Below are 13975 nucleotides of genomic sequence, written 5' to 3'. Positions count from 1 at the left end.
TCACTTCTTTTTCTTCGCCAACTTCCAGTCGTAGTCGATCGTCAACGGCGCATGATCGCTGAACTTGATATCCCTGAAGATCGATGTCTTCTTCGCAGTCGCCGCAACCTCCTGCGTCGCAATCTGATAATCGATCCGCCACCCCACATTCTTCGCATACGCCTGACCGCGATTACTCCACCACGTGTACTGCTCCGCGCGTGAATCGAGCGTGCGGAATACATCCACGTAACCCACGTCATCGAACAGCTTGGTGAGCCACGCGCGTTCTTCCGGCAAGCAACCCGAGTTCTTCTGATTGCTCTTCCAGTTCTTGATGTCGATTTCCTTGTGCACGATGTTCACATCGCCACACACGATCACCTCACGCTCAGCGCTGAGTTCGGTGAGATGCGGCATGAACTCGTCCATGAACCGATACTTCGCCTGCTGACGTTCATCGCCGCTGGAACCCGAAGGCACATACACCGACACCACGGACAGCTTGCCAAACCGCGCTTCCACATAACGCCCTTCCGGATCGAACTCCGCACTGCCGAAGCCGATGATCACCTCATCCGGCTCATGACGCGTATAAAGTCCCGCGCCGCTATAGCCCTTTTTCACCGCATGCTGAAAGTAGCCCTGAAACCCATGCGGCGCGAGAAACTCAGGCGTCAAATCGTCCTGCGAGCATTTGATTTCCTGCACGCACACCACATCCGATTTCTGCTCGCCGAACCAGTCGAAAAAGCCTTTCTTCGCAGCCGAACGAATGCCGTTGAGATTGGCGGTAATCACGCGAAACATATCTTCTTCCCGTCTTGTGTTTGATCGAATTTATTCAACCTTCACGCCCTTGAGCGATTCCTTCGCGGGCGGAAATTCCAGCTTCATGCCCAGCATCGTGCGCAACACGAGTTCGGCGACCATCACATTGCGATGCGTCTTCGAATCGCCAGGCACGATGAACCACGGCGCATATTCCGTCGATGTCGCGCCGAGCAAATTGGCATACGCCTTCTGGTAATCGTCCCAATACTTGCGCGCTTCGAGATCGGAGACATCGAACTTCCAATGCTTGGTCGGATCGTCAATGCGCGCCTGCAAGCGCTTGCGCTGCTCGTCCTTCGAAATATGCAGGAAGCATTTGACGATGGTCGTGCCACTGTCCGCCAGCAACGACTCGAACTCGCGAATATGTTGATAACGCCGCTCGCACGCGTCGCTGTCGAGTTGCTTCAGCACGCACGGCACGAGCACGTCTTCGTAATGGCTACGGTTGAAGATCGCGAATTCGCCGGCCATCGGCGCTTGCGCGTGAACGCGCCAGAGAAAGTCGTGCGAAAGCTCGCGTTCGGTCGGCGCCTTGAACGGCACGATACGCAAACCCAGCGGATCGACATCATGAAACACGGCGCGCACGGTGCCATCCTTGCCGCTCGTATCCATGCCTTGCAGCACGAGCAGCACGCGCCGATGCCGCTGCGCGTGGAGCTTTTCCTGAAGGTCGTCCAGTTGCGCCCCGACGGCCAAAAGCCGCTCGCGGTCTTCATCCTTCGAGCCGCAGGAAAACGGCTTCGCGGCGGGATCGATCGCGCTGAGATCGAACGGCTTGAGCTTCTTGCCGCCATCGAAATAAGGCACGAGGAAGTCGTCCAGTTCCGGATTCTTTGCCATGTCTTCTCGTTTTCGTCTGAGCCAAAGAAAACGGGCCGCTGCCAGACCAGACCGGCAACAGCCCGCTCACGCATTCCGCGCTTTGGAAACGCGGAAGTGCGATCAGGATAACTTTTTCTTCAGCAATTCGTTCACTTGCTGCGGATTGGCCTTGCCCTTGGTCGCCTTCATCGCCTGACCGATCAGCGCGTTGAACGCCTTCTCCTTGCCCGCGCGGAATTCATCGACCGACTTCTGGTTCGCCGCGAGCACCTCGTCGATGATCGCTTCCAGCGCGCCGGTATCCGAAATCTGCTTCAGCCCCTTCGCCTCGATGATGCGATCCGCCGCACCCTCGTCCGTCGCTTTCTCCTCCCACATGGTCTGGAAGATTTCGCGGCCGATCTTGTTGGAGATGGTGCCATCGGCGATACGCTGCACGATCAGCGCGAGTTGCGCCGCCGACACCGGCGACTCGCCGATATCGAGCGATTCGCGGTTCAGTTGCGCGGAGACATCGCCCATGATCCAGTTGGCCGCGAGCTTGGCCTGCGCCGCGCCCGCTTTCTGCAAGAGCGCTTCGAAGTACGAAGCCATCGCCTTCGACGAAGTGAGCACGCCCGCGTCGTACGGCGTCAAACCGTACGTCTCCACGAAACGCTTCTTCATGCCTTCGGGCAGTTCGGGCATCTCGCCCTTCACGCGCTCGACCCAAGCGGAATCGATCGTGAGCGGCATCAAGTCGGGATCGGGGAAATAGCGGTAATCGTGCGCGTCTTCCTTGCTGCGCATGGAACGTGTCTCGCGCTTGTCCGGATCGTACAGACGCGTTTCCTGAACCACGGTGCCGCCATCTTCGATCAGTTCGATCTGACGACGCACTTCATATTGAATCGCTTCTTCGAGAAAGCGGAACGAGTTCAGGTTCTTGATTTCCGCGCGCGTGCCGAATTCCTGCTGGCCGACCGGACGCACCGAGACGTTCGCATCGCAACGGAACGAGCCTTCCTGCATGTTGCCATCACAGATGCCGAGCCACACAACCAGACCATGCAGCGCCTTTGCATACGCAACCGCTTCCGCCGCGCTGCGCATTTCCGGCTCGGTGACGATTTCGAGCAGCGGCGTGCCCGCACGATTCAGGTCGATGCCCGTCATCCCCGCGAAGTCTTCATGCAGCGACTTGCCTGCATCTTCTTCCAGATGCGCGCGCGTCAGGTTGATGGTCTTTTCATACGCATCCTTGCCGGCTTTTTCATTGGCCGGAACCTGAATGGTGAGCGTGCCGCCCTGCACGACCGGAATCTCGTACTGGCTGATCTGATAGCCCTTCGGCAGATCCGGATAGAAGTAGTTCTTGCGCGCGAACACGCTGCGCGGCGCGACATGCGCACCGATGGCCAAGCCGAAACGAATCGCGCGCTCGACCGCGCCTCGGTTCGCCACCGGCAGGACGCCGGGCAACGCGAGATCGACGGGGCTCGCCTGCGTGTTCGGCGCGGCGCCGAACTGCGTGGCCGCGCCCGAGAAAATCTTGGAGGCGGTGGAGAGCTGCGTGTGCGTCTCCAGACCGATAACGACTTCCCACTGCATAGTCAGACTCCCGAGGCCGATGGTGCCTTGCGGTGCCAGTCAGTCGCGCGCTGAAACGCGTCGGCGACCTGGAGCATCCGGGCTTCGTTGAAATAGTTGCCGATGACCTGCAAGCCCACCGGACGATTCGCGTTCGCGCCCGCGCCGAAGCCGCACGGCACGCTCATGCCGGGCAGACCCGCGAGGCTCACGGAGAGCGTGTAAATGTCGGCGAGATACATCTGCACGGGATCGTCGGCCTTCTCGCCGAGATTCCACGCCACCGATGGCGCGACCGGTCCCATGATGACATCGCACTGTTTGAACGCTTCCTGAAAATCCCGCGCGATGATCCGGCGAATCTTCTGCGCCTGAAGGTAATACGCGTCGTAATAGCCATGCGACAGCACGTAAGTGCCGACGAGAATCCGCCGCTTCACTTCCGGCCCGAAGCCTTCGGCGCGCGACTTCTTGTACATGTCGAGCAGGTCTTTGTACTGCGCCGCGCGATGCCCGTAGCGCACGCCATCGAAACGAGACAGATTCGACGAAGCCTCCGCCGGCGCGATGACGTAATACACCGGAATGGACAGCTCGGTCTTCGGCAGCGAGACTTCGACGAGCGTCGCGCCGAGCGCTTCGTATTGCTTCAATGCTTCGTCGATGGCAGCGCGCACGTCATCGGCCAAACCTGCGCCGAAGTATTCCTTCGGCAAGCCGATCCGCAAACCTGCCAGCGGCTTGCCCGCGTCGCCGTTCCACGTCTGGCCGAGATAGCGCGTGTAGTCTTCGTTTTCGCGTTGCAGGCTGGTCGAATCGCGCTCGTCGAAACCGGACATGGCGTTGAGCAGCAGCGCGCAGTCTTGCGCGGATTGCGCCATCGGCCCGCCCTGATCCAGCGACGACGCGAACGCGATCATTCCATAACGCGACACGCGCCCGTAAGTCGGCTTGATGCCGGTGATGCCGGTGAACGACGCAGGCTGGCGAATGGAGCCGCCCGTGTCCGTGCCGGTCGCGGCGGGCGCGAGACGCGCGGCCACCGCCGCCGCCGAACCGCCCGACGAGCCGCCGGGAACGGCCTTGAGATCCCACGGATTCTTCACCGCGCCGAAGTACGAATTCTCATTGGACGACCCCATTGCGAACTCGTCCATGTTGGTCTTGCCGAGCGTCACCATGCCCGCGTGCTTCAATCGATCGACGACCGTGGCATCGAACGGGCTGGCGTAATTTTCGAGCATGTGCGAACCGGCGGTCGAGGCCCAGCCGCGCGTCACGAACACGTCCTTGTGCGCGATCGGCAGGCCGGTGAGCGCGCCCGCGTTGCCTTGCGCGATGAGCGCATCGGCGGCTTTCGCCTGTTCCAGCGTGAGTTCGCGATCCACGCCGATGAACGCGTTCAAGTCCTTCGCGGCCTCGATACGTTGCAGATACGACTGCGCGAGTTCGACGGCGGAAATGTCCTTCGAGTCGAGCGCGGCGCGCAGTTCGGTCAAGCTTTTCTGATGCATTGCAGTTCCCTGATGAGCGCGCGATTTATTCGATGACCTTGGGTACGAGATAGAGACCGTCCTGCACGGCGGGCGCCGAACGCTGGAACTCCTGGCGATCGACGCGCTCTGAGACAGCGTCCTCGCGCAGCCGCAGCGCGACTTCCTCGATCTGTTCGATGGGATGCGCGAGCGGCTCGATGCCGGTCGTATCGACGGCCTGCATCTGCTCGACGAGGCCAAAGAAGTCATTCAGGCGCGCGAGCGTGGGTTCGGCTTCGTTATCGGGCAGTTCGAGCCGCGCGAGATGCGCGATGCGCTTAACGTCGGTCAGGGTCAAAGACATGAAATCACCGGAGAAGAACATGAAAGGCGCACCATTGCGCACTGTCGTTGTGACACTGCGTGACAATCGCGCGGAGCCTTCTGAAATCGGGGTTTGCGATGGCAAAAAGTGCCATCCTTTTCCTATAGAAACCCACAAATTATAAGGTATCATTACACGTTCGACTTACCTCTGGAACGTCCTGTGGGCGTGTTTCTCCCTGATTGCATGCAATGTGAGAAACGTTTGCGTCGGACGCTCCGCTCTGCGGTAGATTTCTTCCCGGATTTGCACTTCACGGCGGGCATTCGCCGTCCCGGCAAACCGTTATTTTTTCCGCTGCCGTCACCGGCGCCACGCGCGACGAACGGCTACCCAGCGAGACAGGATTTTTGAATGTTCGGCTTTTTGCGCAGCTACTTTTCCAACGACCTGGCGATTGACCTCGGCACCGCCAACACGCTGATCTACATGCGCGGCAAGGGCATCGTCCTAGATGAGCCGTCAGTCGTTTCCATCCGCCAGGAAGGCGGCCCGAACGGAAAGAAGACCATTCAGGCAGTCGGCAAGGAAGCCAAGCAGATGCTTGGCAAGGTGCCGGGCAACATCGAGGCCATCCGGCCCATGAAGGACGGCGTGATCGCCGACTTCACCGTCACCGAGCAGATGATCAAGCAGTTCATCAAGACCGCTCACGAATCCCGCATGTTCTCGCCGTCGCCGCGCATCATCATTTGCGTGCCGTGCGGGTCCACGCAGGTCGAGCGCCGCGCCATCAAGGAAGCGGCACACGGCGCGGGTGCATCGCAGGTCTATCTCATCGAAGAACCCATGGCCGCCGCGATCGGCGCGGGCCTGCCGGTGTCGGAAGCCACGGGCTCCATGGTCGTCGATATCGGCGGCGGCACGACGGAAGTCGGCGTCATTTCGCTGGGCGGCATCGTGTACAAAGGCTCGGTGCGCGTCGGCGGCGACAAGTTCGATGAAGCCATCGTCAATTACATTCGCCGCAATTACGGCATGCTGATCGGCGAGCAAACCGCCGAAGCCATCAAGAAGGAAATCGGTTCGGCTTTCCCCGGCTCCGAAGTCAAGGAAATGGAAGTGAAGGGCCGCAACCTGTCGGAAGGCATTCCGCGCAGCTTCACCATTTCGAGCAACGAGATTCTCGAAGCATTGACGGACCCGCTCAACCAGATCGTCTCGTCGGTGAAGATCGCGCTGGAACAAACGCCGCCGGAACTCGGCGCGGACATCGCCGAGCGCGGCATGATGCTGACGGGCGGCGGCGCGCTGTTGCGCGACCTCGATCGTCTGCTCGCCGAAGAAACCGGCTTGCCGGTGCTCGTCGCGGAAGACCCGCTCACGTGCGTCGTGCGTGGCTCGGGCATGGCGCTCGAACGCATGGACAAGCTCGGCAGCATCTTCTCTTACGAGTGATCTTCTGCCGACACCTCTCGCTTTATGTCATTCTTCGTGGCGCGAGGGTCACCGGAGCTTCAATCCAAAGTAGTATCCGCGTTACGCTACGCGCGCACGGCCCGGCATCAGTCCGGGCCGTTGTCGAAACAGCGTAGGGCAGGCCGCCTTTAACACAGCGCCTGCAGCAATCGATCCATCCGTTCACGCCCTCGGCGCCGACCATGGAATACAGTCCGCCGCCACTTTTCAAGCAAGGCCCTTCAGCGCTCGCCCGCCTCATCTTTTTTGTGGTGTTGGCCGTCGCGCTGCTCATTTCCGATGCGCGCTTCAGCACGCTGGAAATCGTGCGCGGCATTCTCGGTGCAGGGCTATATCCGTTACAGCGGGCCGCATTGGTGCCGCGCGATATTTTCATGGGCGCGGCCGATCTCGCCGTGACCAGCGCCACGTTGCGCAGCGAAAACCGCAAACTCTCCGACAAAAATCTGCAACTCTCCGCGAAAGCGGGCGATGCCTCGCAACTCGCCATCGAGAACGAGCATCTGCGGGCGTTGCTGAATCTGCAATCGCGCGCGACCACACAAGAGACGCCTGCCGAAATTCAGTACGACACGCGCGATCCTTTCACGCAGAAGGTCGTCATCAGCAAGGGAAGCCAGCAAGGCATCCAGGACGGCGCGCCGGTGACAAACGAAGACGGTGTAATCGGTCAGGTTACGCGTGTGTTTCCGCTGCAATCCGAAGTCACGCTGTTGACGGACAAAGATCTCGCGGTGCCGGTGCAGATTTCGCGCACGGGCCTGCGCAGCGTCATCTACGGCACACCGAAGGGCGACACGCTCGATCTGCGTTTCGTGCCGATCAGCGCGGACGTTGTGGCCGGCGACGAACTTGTGACCAGCGGACTCGATGGCGTGTATCCGCCGGGCCTCGCGGTGGCGAAGGTGTTGCGCGTCGACAAGCAGGCCGATACCGCATTCGCGCGCGTGGTGTGTTTGCCTGTCGCGGCGGTGCGCGGTGCGCGTCAGTTGCTCGTGCTGCATTACAACGTGAACGTGCCGCCCAATCCGATCGAGGTCGAAGCGGCGGCAGCGGCCAAGGAAGCGAAGGAAAACAAAGGCAAGAAAAAGCCTGCAGCGAAGGCGGCAGCGGCTTCCGGTGCGAGCGGTGCATCGGCGGCGGTGGCGGCATCGGCCCCGGCCAGTGCGCCCGCTGCGGCAAGCGCGCCAGCGGCTGAGAAGCCTGCTGCGCCGAAGCCGACTTCCGGTACGACAGCAAGACGCCAGAAAAAAGCTCACATGCTGAAACCCGCGTCCTCGGGAGCCGCGCGATGAACCGCCCGCAATACATCCTTCAGCCGGTCAATCCGTACTTCATCACCTTCAGTCTTGCGGCCGCGTTTCTGCTGAATCTGATGCCGTGGGGCCGTATCCTGTTCATTCCGGATTTCGTGGCGCTCGTCGTGCTGTTCTGGAACGTGCATCAGCCGCGCAAGGTCGGCATGGGCATCGCGTTTCTGCTCGGTCTTTTGATGGACGTCCACAACGCGAACTTGCTTGGCGAACACGCGCTGGCCTACACGCTGCTGTCCTATGGCGCGATCACCATCCATCGCCGCGTATTGTGGATGTCGCTGCCCGTGCAGATTCTCGCCGTCGCGCCCTTGCTGGTCGGCGCGCAGCTCGTGCCGTTTCTCATCCGCCTGGCGACGGCTGCCGCGTTTCCGGGATGGAGCTATCTCACCAACGGTTTCGTCGAAGCCGCGCTGTGGCCGATCGCGAGCTTCCTGCTGCTGATGCCGCAACGCCGCGCCGCCGATCCTGACGACACGCGCCCGATCTGAGCGCCATCGCCGCGCGCAAGTGCGCTTTGTATCGCGCGCGGACTACACTTGAATCACGAAAGATCGCGCATCGAATCGCGAAAGCTGCATGACCGAGATTAAGAACACCGAGCAACAGTTATCGAAGTTCCGCCTGCGCGTCGCGGCGGCGGGACTGTTCGTGTTCGTCTGCTTCGGCCTGATCGGGCTGCGCTTTCTTTACCTGCAAGTCTGGCACTTCAGCAAATATTCCTTGCAGGCGAACGAGAACCGCATTTCCGTCGCGCCGATCGTGCCGAATCGCGGCATCATCACTGACCGGAACGGCATTGTTCTGGCGAAGAATTATTCGGCGTATACGCTCGAAATCACGCCGTCCAAGATCAACGGCACGCTGGATGAAGTCATCGATCAGATCGGTGAAGTCATTCCCGTCGATGCGCGCGATCGCCGCCGCTTCAAGAAGCTGCTCGAAGACTCCAAGAATTTCGAAAGCCTGCCCATTCGCACGCGTCTCACCGACGACGAAGTCGCGAAGTTCACCGTGCAGCGTTATCGGTTTCCCGGCGTCGAAGTGCGCGCGCGGCTGTTCCGTCAATATCCGCTCGGCACGACGGCAGCGCACGTGATCGGTTATATCGGGCGTATTTCGCAGCGCGATCAGGAACGCATCGACGATGCAAGCGATGCCAACGACGAGACTTCGGATCACTACGATCCGCGCGTCGATGCGAACAATTACAAGGGCACGGATTACGTCGGCAAGATCGGCGTCGAGCAGAGTTATGAAACGGAGCTGCACGGACTGACCGGCTTCGAGGAAGTGGAAGTGACGGCGGGCGGACGCCCGGTGCGCACGATGTCGCGCACGCAGGCCACGCCCGGCAACAATCTCGTGCTGTCGCTCGATATCGGTTTGCAGCAGGTGGCGGAGCAGGCGTTTTCCGGCAAGCGCGGCGCGCTTGTTGCCATCGAACCTTCGACGGGCGATGTGCTCGCGTTCGTCTCCGCGCCGAGCTTCGACCCGAACTCCTTCGTGGATGGCATCGACCAGCAAACGTGGGATGCGCTCAACAATTCGCCGGATCATCCGCTGTTGAATCGTCCGTTGCACGGCACGTATCCGCCCGGCTCGACCTACAAGCCGTTCATGGCGCTCGCCGCGCTCACGCTGCACAAGCGCACGCCGGGTTGGGGCTTTCAGGACCCGGGTTCGTACACCTTCGGCGGTCACACCTTCCGTAACGACGTGCGTTCCGGCCAGGGTTGGGTGGACATGAATCGCGCGATTGTCGTTTCGAACGACACGTACTTCTACATGCTCGCGCACGATCTCGGCGTGAACGCGATGGCCGGTTTCATGAAGCCGTGGGGTTTCGGGCAGATCACGGGCATCGATATCGCGGGTGAGGCGCGCGGCATCCTGCCGTCGACGGAATGGAAACGCAAGGCGTATCGCAAACCCGAGCAACAGCGCTGGTACGAGGGCGAGACGATCAGCCTCGGCATCGGTCAAGGCTATAACTCGTTCACGATTCTCCAACTCGCGCACGCCACCGCGACACTCGCGAACAACGGCATCGTGATGAAGCCGCATTTGGTGCGCGATATCGAGAATCCGATTTCGAAGGACACGCGCGCGGTCGTGCGCGATCCGAGCGACAAGATTCCGGTGCGCCAGCAGGATATCGACTTCATCAAACGCGCGATGGAAGGCGTGGTGAACAACGGCACGGCGTCGAAAGTGTTTTTGGGCGCGCCGTATCAGGCGGCGGGCAAGACCGGCACGGCGCAGGTTTATTCGCTGCAAGGGTCGAACTACAAGGGCCACGCGCTCGCCGAGCATTTGCGCGACCATGCGCTGTTTATTGCGTTCGCGCCGGCGGAGCATCCGCAGATCGCGCTTGCGTTGATCGTGGAAAACGGCGGCTGGGGCGCGGAATCGGCCGGGCCGATCGCGCGCAAGGTGCTGGACTATTATCTCGTCGATCGACTCAAACCCGGCGCGGAAGCCGCTGCGGTGGCGGCCGCCGCATCCGCGACAGAAGATTCCGGTCTGCCGATGATCGGCGGCACGCAACCGCCCGCCGCTGCTGCGTTGCCTGCATCGGTGGCGAACAAATCGCCGGCGTTTTCACCGCAAGCCGCATCGGACCCATCGGTTGCGGCGGCGGCATCCGCGACGGCGGTTCCGGCGTCCGCGCCGAGAGCGGCATCGAAGGCGCGTGCGGCATCGGCGCCGACAGCGGCGCTTCCCGCATCGACGCCGGAACGCACGCCCGCGCCGAAAAAGCGCCCCGCCGAGCCGACGCCGACGATGGTGCGCGGCAATGAAAACGATGTGCGCACGGTGGCGCCGTCTGGCGGCATCGACGAATAAAGGACACGGCCATGCAACTGCACATGCAATTCGACAAGCGCGAGTGGATGGACCGCGCGAAGCGGATGTTCGCCGGCTTCGACCGCCCGCTCGCGTTGATCGTGTTTCTGCTGCTGTGCGTCGGCATCGTCACGCTGTATAGCGCGAGTCTCGACATGCCGGGCCGCGTGGAAGACCAGCTTCGCAACATCATCCTGACGTTCGGGCTGATGTGGGTGCTTGCCAATATCCCGCCGCAAACGCTCATGCGCTTCGCCGTGCCGCTTTACACGGTGGGCGTGGCGTTGCTCGTGGCGGTCGCCGCGTTCGGGCTGACGCGCAAGGGCGCGAAACGTTGGCTGAATGTGGGCGTGGTCATCCAGCCGTCGGAGATCATGAAGATCGCCATGCCGCTGATGCTCGCGTGGTACTACCAGAAGCGCGAGAGCAACATTCGCTGGTGGGATTACATCGTCGGCTTCGTGATTTTGATGCTGCCGGTCGGCCTGATCGCCAAGCAGCCGGACTTGGGCACGGCGGTGCTGGTGTTCGGCGCGGGCGTGTTCGTCATTTACTTCGCGGGACTGAGTTTCAAGCTGATCGTGCCGGTGCTGGTTGCGATGGTGATCGCGGTGACGGGCATCGCGGCATTTCAGGACAAAATCTGCCAGCCCGAAGTGAACTGGCCGATGATGCACGATTACCAGAAGCATCGTATCTGCACGCTGCTCGATCCGACGTCCGATCCGCTCGGCAAGGGCTTCCACACGATTCAGGCTGTGATAGCCATCGGTTCGGGCGGCACGCTCGGCAAAGGCTGGCTGAAGGGCACGCAGGCGCATCTGGAATTCATTCCGGAGAAGCACACGGACTTTATCTTCGCCGTGTTCGCGGAAGAATTCGGACTGGCAGGCGGGCTCGTCCTGCTGTTTCTCTACATGGCGCTCATCACGCGCGGGCTTTATATCGCGGCGAACGGCGCGACGTTCTTCGGGCGATTATTGGCCGGTTCGCTGACGCTCGCGTTCTTCACGTATGCGTTCGTCAACATCGGCATGGTGAGCGGCATCTTGCCGGTCGTGGGCGTGCCGTTGCCGTTCATGAGCTATGGCGGGACGGCGCTGACCACGCTGGGCGTCGCGGTGGGGCTGATCATGAGCGTCGCGCGGCAGAAGCGGCTCATGCAGAGTTGAACAAAGAACGATCGATACAAAAAACCGCGGATCTCAAGCCGCGGTTTTTTTTCGCCCTCTCACTGCGGCTGAGTTTGCGGACGTTCTTTCTCAAGCTCCTGACTGAGTTGCAGATACTTGAGCTTGGCCGCCGGATCGCCTTGCGCAGCCGCCGCCGCATAGTACGCACGCGCGACATTCAGATTGCGCTCGACGCCATCGCCACCGCGCTCGTAGAACGATCCCGCGACGTATTGCGCCGTCATGTCGCCGCCCTGCGCCGCCTTCTTGTACCAGTTGAACGCCTGCGAATTGTCGCGCGCGGTGCCGCGTCCATCGAGAAACTGATTGGCGAGCGCCAGTTCCGCCTGCACGTGTCCTTGATTCGCCGCGAGCAAAAACCAGCGATGCGCCTCGGCCGGGTCCTTGTCCACGAACTCGCCATCGTCGTACATCTTGCCGTAGACGTATTGCGCGTGCGCCATGTTGGCATCGGCGGCGCGACGCAGCCATTTCTTGCCCTCGGGGACATCGGCGGAGCCGCCTTCGCCGTTGAGCAGCATCATCGCGTAATTGAATTCGGCGAGGCGGCTGCCCTTCTGCGCCGCGCGGCTGAACTCGGAGCGCGCTGACACGAGATTGCCCGCGTTGTAATCGGCGACGGCGTTTTGCGTCGCCAGATCGAGCGGCTTCTGCTTGCCTTGCGCGTGCGCCACGCCACCCGACACGAACGCCAGCGCCACGAACGACGCCGCCGCGATCGCGCTTCTCATGACCTCGCCTCCTGCAATGCCTGACGCGTCGACTTCAACAGCCACATGATGTCCGCGCCGACCGCGACGACCTTGATGCCCGATTGCGCGTAATGCCGCGCGCTCGCCGAATCCAGCGCGAAAATGCCGCTCGCGATGCCCGCGCGTTCCGCCGCCGCGACGATTTTATCGATGGCCGCCTGCACGTCCGCATGCTTGCTGTCGCCGAGATGCCCGAGGCTCGCGGCAAGATCCGCCGGTCCGATGAACAGACAATCGATGCCCGGCGTCGCCGCGATTTCATCGATGGCTTCCAGCGCCGCAACCGACTCGATCTGCACGATGGTCGCGATCTGCGCGTTCGCGGTCGTCATGTAGTCGCGCCGCGCGCCGTAGGACGCCGCGCGCACCATGCCCGCCGCACCGCGCAAGCCATCGCTCTGCTCGGCGTTCGGATACTGCGTGAGCCGCACGATACGCGCGGCGTCATCGGCGGATTGCACGTTGGGGAACATGAGCGTGCGCGCGCCGGCATCGAGCACGCGCTTGACGAGCCACGCTTCGGAGCCCGGCACGCGCACGATGGGTTCGCTCGGCAGATGCGTCGCCGCAATCGCGCGCAACTGATCGACGACATCGCGGCTATCGTTCGGCGAGTGCTCCATGTCGATGCACAGCCAGTCGAAACCGGCATGCGCGAGCGCTTCGGCGGCATCGCTGCTGCACATGGAAAGCCACAGGCCGAACAGCGGACCGGGTTCCTTGAGACGTTGCTTGAGGGAGTTGGTGAAGGCGCTCATCGAGCGGCTCCCATGTGTAAATGGTCAGCCGTGCGATGGATTCGGGACAGGGAAGACGGCATGCTCACGCTCCGTTTCTTGTCGTCGCCCGTGGTGGGCGACGCATCGAGCGATGATACCGTGACATCGGCGCGGACGTTTGCCGCGCCATGCGTTCAGACGCCGCGTTCGACGTCCGCCCAGCAGTTCGGCGTTTCGTACAAACGCACGCGCTTGAGCTTCAGATTGATGCCGTAATGCGCGTCGTACACCTCGGCGAGAATGCCGAACGCGACCGCCGCGAGATTCTCCACGGTCGGAATGCGATCGAGCACAACCGTCTTGTGATCCGAGAGCGTCTGGAGGAATTCGCGCACTTTGGTATCGCCTTCATAGACGATGAACGCGTGATCCCACTTGTTGACGAGATGCTCCATGGCCAGCGCTTTCACGTCGGCGAAGTCCATCACCATGCCGCGATCCGGCGCGCCTTCGATATCGACGAGATCGCCTTGTAGCGAGATTTCGAGCACGTAGCGATGTCCGTGCAAATTGCGGCACTGACTGCGGTGATCGGGGATGCGGTGGCCCGCATCGAATTCGAGTTTTCGGGTAATCGTCTGCACGTCGGCTCGACTTTT

13 protein-coding genes are annotated in these 13975 nt (G+C 61.5%); 5 read left to right on the top strand and 8 right to left on the bottom strand.

Going from position 1 to position 13975, the window contains the following annotated elements; all coding sequences use genetic code 11:
- The 5 genes from ACZCWR_RS02965 to gatC form a co-directional block, all read right to left on the bottom strand.
- Complete coding sequence (locus ACZCWR_RS02965) at window positions 1–789, bottom strand: exodeoxyribonuclease III (protein ID WP_487302244.1); 789 nt, start codon at window positions 787–789, stop codon at window positions 1–3.
- A gap of 30 nt (window positions 790–819) precedes the next feature.
- Entirely contained in the window at window positions 820–1659 is an 840-nt protein-coding gene (locus ACZCWR_RS02960) for a PPK2 family polyphosphate kinase (protein ID WP_487302243.1), read from the bottom strand.
- 102 nt (window positions 1660–1761) lie between these two features.
- Window positions 1762–3231 carry an Asp-tRNA(Asn)/Glu-tRNA(Gln) amidotransferase subunit GatB gene (gene gatB / locus ACZCWR_RS02955; protein WP_487302242.1) on the bottom strand — a complete coding sequence of 490 codons (1470 nt, stop codon included), beginning with the start codon at window positions 3229–3231 and terminating at the stop codon, window positions 1762–1764.
- Window positions 3232–3233: 2 nt separating this feature from the next.
- On the bottom strand, window positions 3234–4724 hold the full coding sequence (gene gatA / locus ACZCWR_RS02950) for an Asp-tRNA(Asn)/Glu-tRNA(Gln) amidotransferase subunit GatA (RefSeq protein ID WP_487302241.1): 1491 nt from the start codon (window positions 4722–4724) through the stop codon (window positions 3234–3236).
- 25 nt (window positions 4725–4749) lie between these two features.
- The gene (gene gatC / locus ACZCWR_RS02945) at window positions 4750–5049 is read right to left on the bottom strand and encodes an Asp-tRNA(Asn)/Glu-tRNA(Gln) amidotransferase subunit GatC (RefSeq protein ID WP_487302240.1); all 300 of its coding nucleotides are present in this window, start codon (window positions 5047–5049) and stop codon (window positions 4750–4752) included.
- A gap of 375 nt (window positions 5050–5424) precedes the next feature.
- On the opposite strand from gatC, the gene ACZCWR_RS02940 reads away from it, so the two are divergent.
- The 5 genes from ACZCWR_RS02940 to rodA all read left to right on the top strand — a co-directional run bounded on the left by ACZCWR_RS02940 (window position 5425) and on the right by rodA (window position 11824).
- Window positions 5425–6468: a rod shape-determining protein gene (locus ACZCWR_RS02940; RefSeq protein WP_004189550.1), complete on the top strand. Its 1044-nt coding sequence runs from the start codon at window positions 5425–5427 to the stop codon at window positions 6466–6468.
- Window positions 6469–6671: 203 nt separating this feature from the next.
- A complete protein-coding gene (gene mreC, locus ACZCWR_RS02935; RefSeq protein ID WP_487302239.1) occupies window positions 6672–7784 on the top strand; it encodes a rod shape-determining protein MreC in 1113 nt (370 codons plus the stop codon).
- Window positions 7781–8293, top strand: a complete 513-nt coding sequence (mreD, locus tag ACZCWR_RS02930; RefSeq protein WP_487302238.1) for a rod shape-determining protein MreD — start codon at window positions 7781–7783, stop codon at window positions 8291–8293. Before mreC ends, mreD begins: the two co-directional genes overlap by 4 nt.
- Window positions 8294–8381: 88 nt before the next feature.
- Window positions 8382–10652 (top strand): penicillin-binding protein 2, encoded by a 2271-nt coding sequence (gene mrdA / locus ACZCWR_RS02925; RefSeq protein ID WP_487302237.1) that lies wholly within the window; start codon window positions 8382–8384, stop codon window positions 10650–10652.
- A 23-nt stretch (window positions 10653–10675) separates the two neighbouring features.
- Entirely contained in the window at window positions 10676–11824 is a 1149-nt protein-coding gene (gene rodA / locus ACZCWR_RS02920) for a rod shape-determining protein RodA (RefSeq protein ID WP_487303223.1), read from the top strand.
- Between the two features lie 59 nt (window positions 11825–11883).
- Here rodA and ACZCWR_RS02915 read toward each other — a convergent pair whose 3' ends face one another.
- The 3 genes from ACZCWR_RS02915 to queD form a co-directional block, all read right to left on the bottom strand.
- The gene (locus ACZCWR_RS02915; RefSeq protein WP_487302236.1) at window positions 11884–12576 is read right to left on the bottom strand and encodes a tetratricopeptide repeat protein; all 693 of its coding nucleotides are present in this window, start codon (window positions 12574–12576) and stop codon (window positions 11884–11886) included.
- Window positions 12573–13355 (bottom strand): HpcH/HpaI aldolase family protein, encoded by a 783-nt coding sequence (locus ACZCWR_RS02910; protein WP_487302235.1) that lies wholly within the window; start codon window positions 13353–13355, stop codon window positions 12573–12575. Before ACZCWR_RS02910 ends, ACZCWR_RS02915 begins: the two co-directional genes overlap by 4 nt.
- Before the next feature lie 155 nt (window positions 13356–13510).
- Window positions 13511–13960: a 6-carboxytetrahydropterin synthase QueD gene (gene queD, locus ACZCWR_RS02905; protein WP_487302234.1), complete on the bottom strand. Its 450-nt coding sequence runs from the start codon at window positions 13958–13960 to the stop codon at window positions 13511–13513.
- Between the last annotated feature and the right edge of the window lie 15 nt (window positions 13961–13975).

The organism is Caballeronia sp. A2-2, assembly GCF_057612605.2.
This window is presented reverse-complemented; position numbering and strand designations above follow the sequence as displayed.

Excerpts from the sequence above, each read along its gene's own strand:
- ACZCWR_RS02965 (WP_487302244.1), bottom strand. The coding sequence starts at position 789 with ATGTTTCGCGTGATTACCGCCAATCTCAACGGCATTCGTTCGGCTGCG.
- ACZCWR_RS02960 (WP_487302243.1), bottom strand. The coding sequence starts at position 1,659 with ATGGCAAAGAATCCGGAACTGGACGACTTCCTCGTGCCTTATTTCGAT.
- gatB (WP_487302242.1), bottom strand. The coding sequence starts at position 3,231 with ATGCAGTGGGAAGTCGTTATCGGTCTGGAGACGCACACGCAGCTCTCC.
- gatA (WP_487302241.1), bottom strand. The coding sequence starts at position 4,724 with ATGCATCAGAAAAGCTTGACCGAACTGCGCGCCGCGCTCGACTCGAAG.
- gatC (WP_487302240.1), bottom strand. The coding sequence starts at position 5,049 with ATGTCTTTGACCCTGACCGACGTTAAGCGCATCGCGCATCTCGCGCGG.
- ACZCWR_RS02940 (WP_004189550.1), top strand. The coding sequence starts at position 5,425 with ATGTTCGGCTTTTTGCGCAGCTACTTTTCCAACGACCTGGCGATTGAC.
- mreC (WP_487302239.1), top strand. The coding sequence starts at position 6,672 with ATGGAATACAGTCCGCCGCCACTTTTCAAGCAAGGCCCTTCAGCGCTC.
- mreD (WP_487302238.1), top strand. The coding sequence starts at position 7,781 with ATGAACCGCCCGCAATACATCCTTCAGCCGGTCAATCCGTACTTCATC.
- mrdA (WP_487302237.1), top strand. The coding sequence starts at position 8,382 with ATGACCGAGATTAAGAACACCGAGCAACAGTTATCGAAGTTCCGCCTG.
- rodA (WP_487303223.1), top strand. The coding sequence starts at position 10,676 with ATGCAATTCGACAAGCGCGAGTGGATGGACCGCGCGAAGCGGATGTTC.
- ACZCWR_RS02915 (WP_487302236.1), bottom strand. The coding sequence starts at position 12,576 with ATGAGAAGCGCGATCGCGGCGGCGTCGTTCGTGGCGCTGGCGTTCGTG.
- ACZCWR_RS02910 (WP_487302235.1), bottom strand. The coding sequence starts at position 13,355 with ATGAGCGCCTTCACCAACTCCCTCAAGCAACGTCTCAAGGAACCCGGT.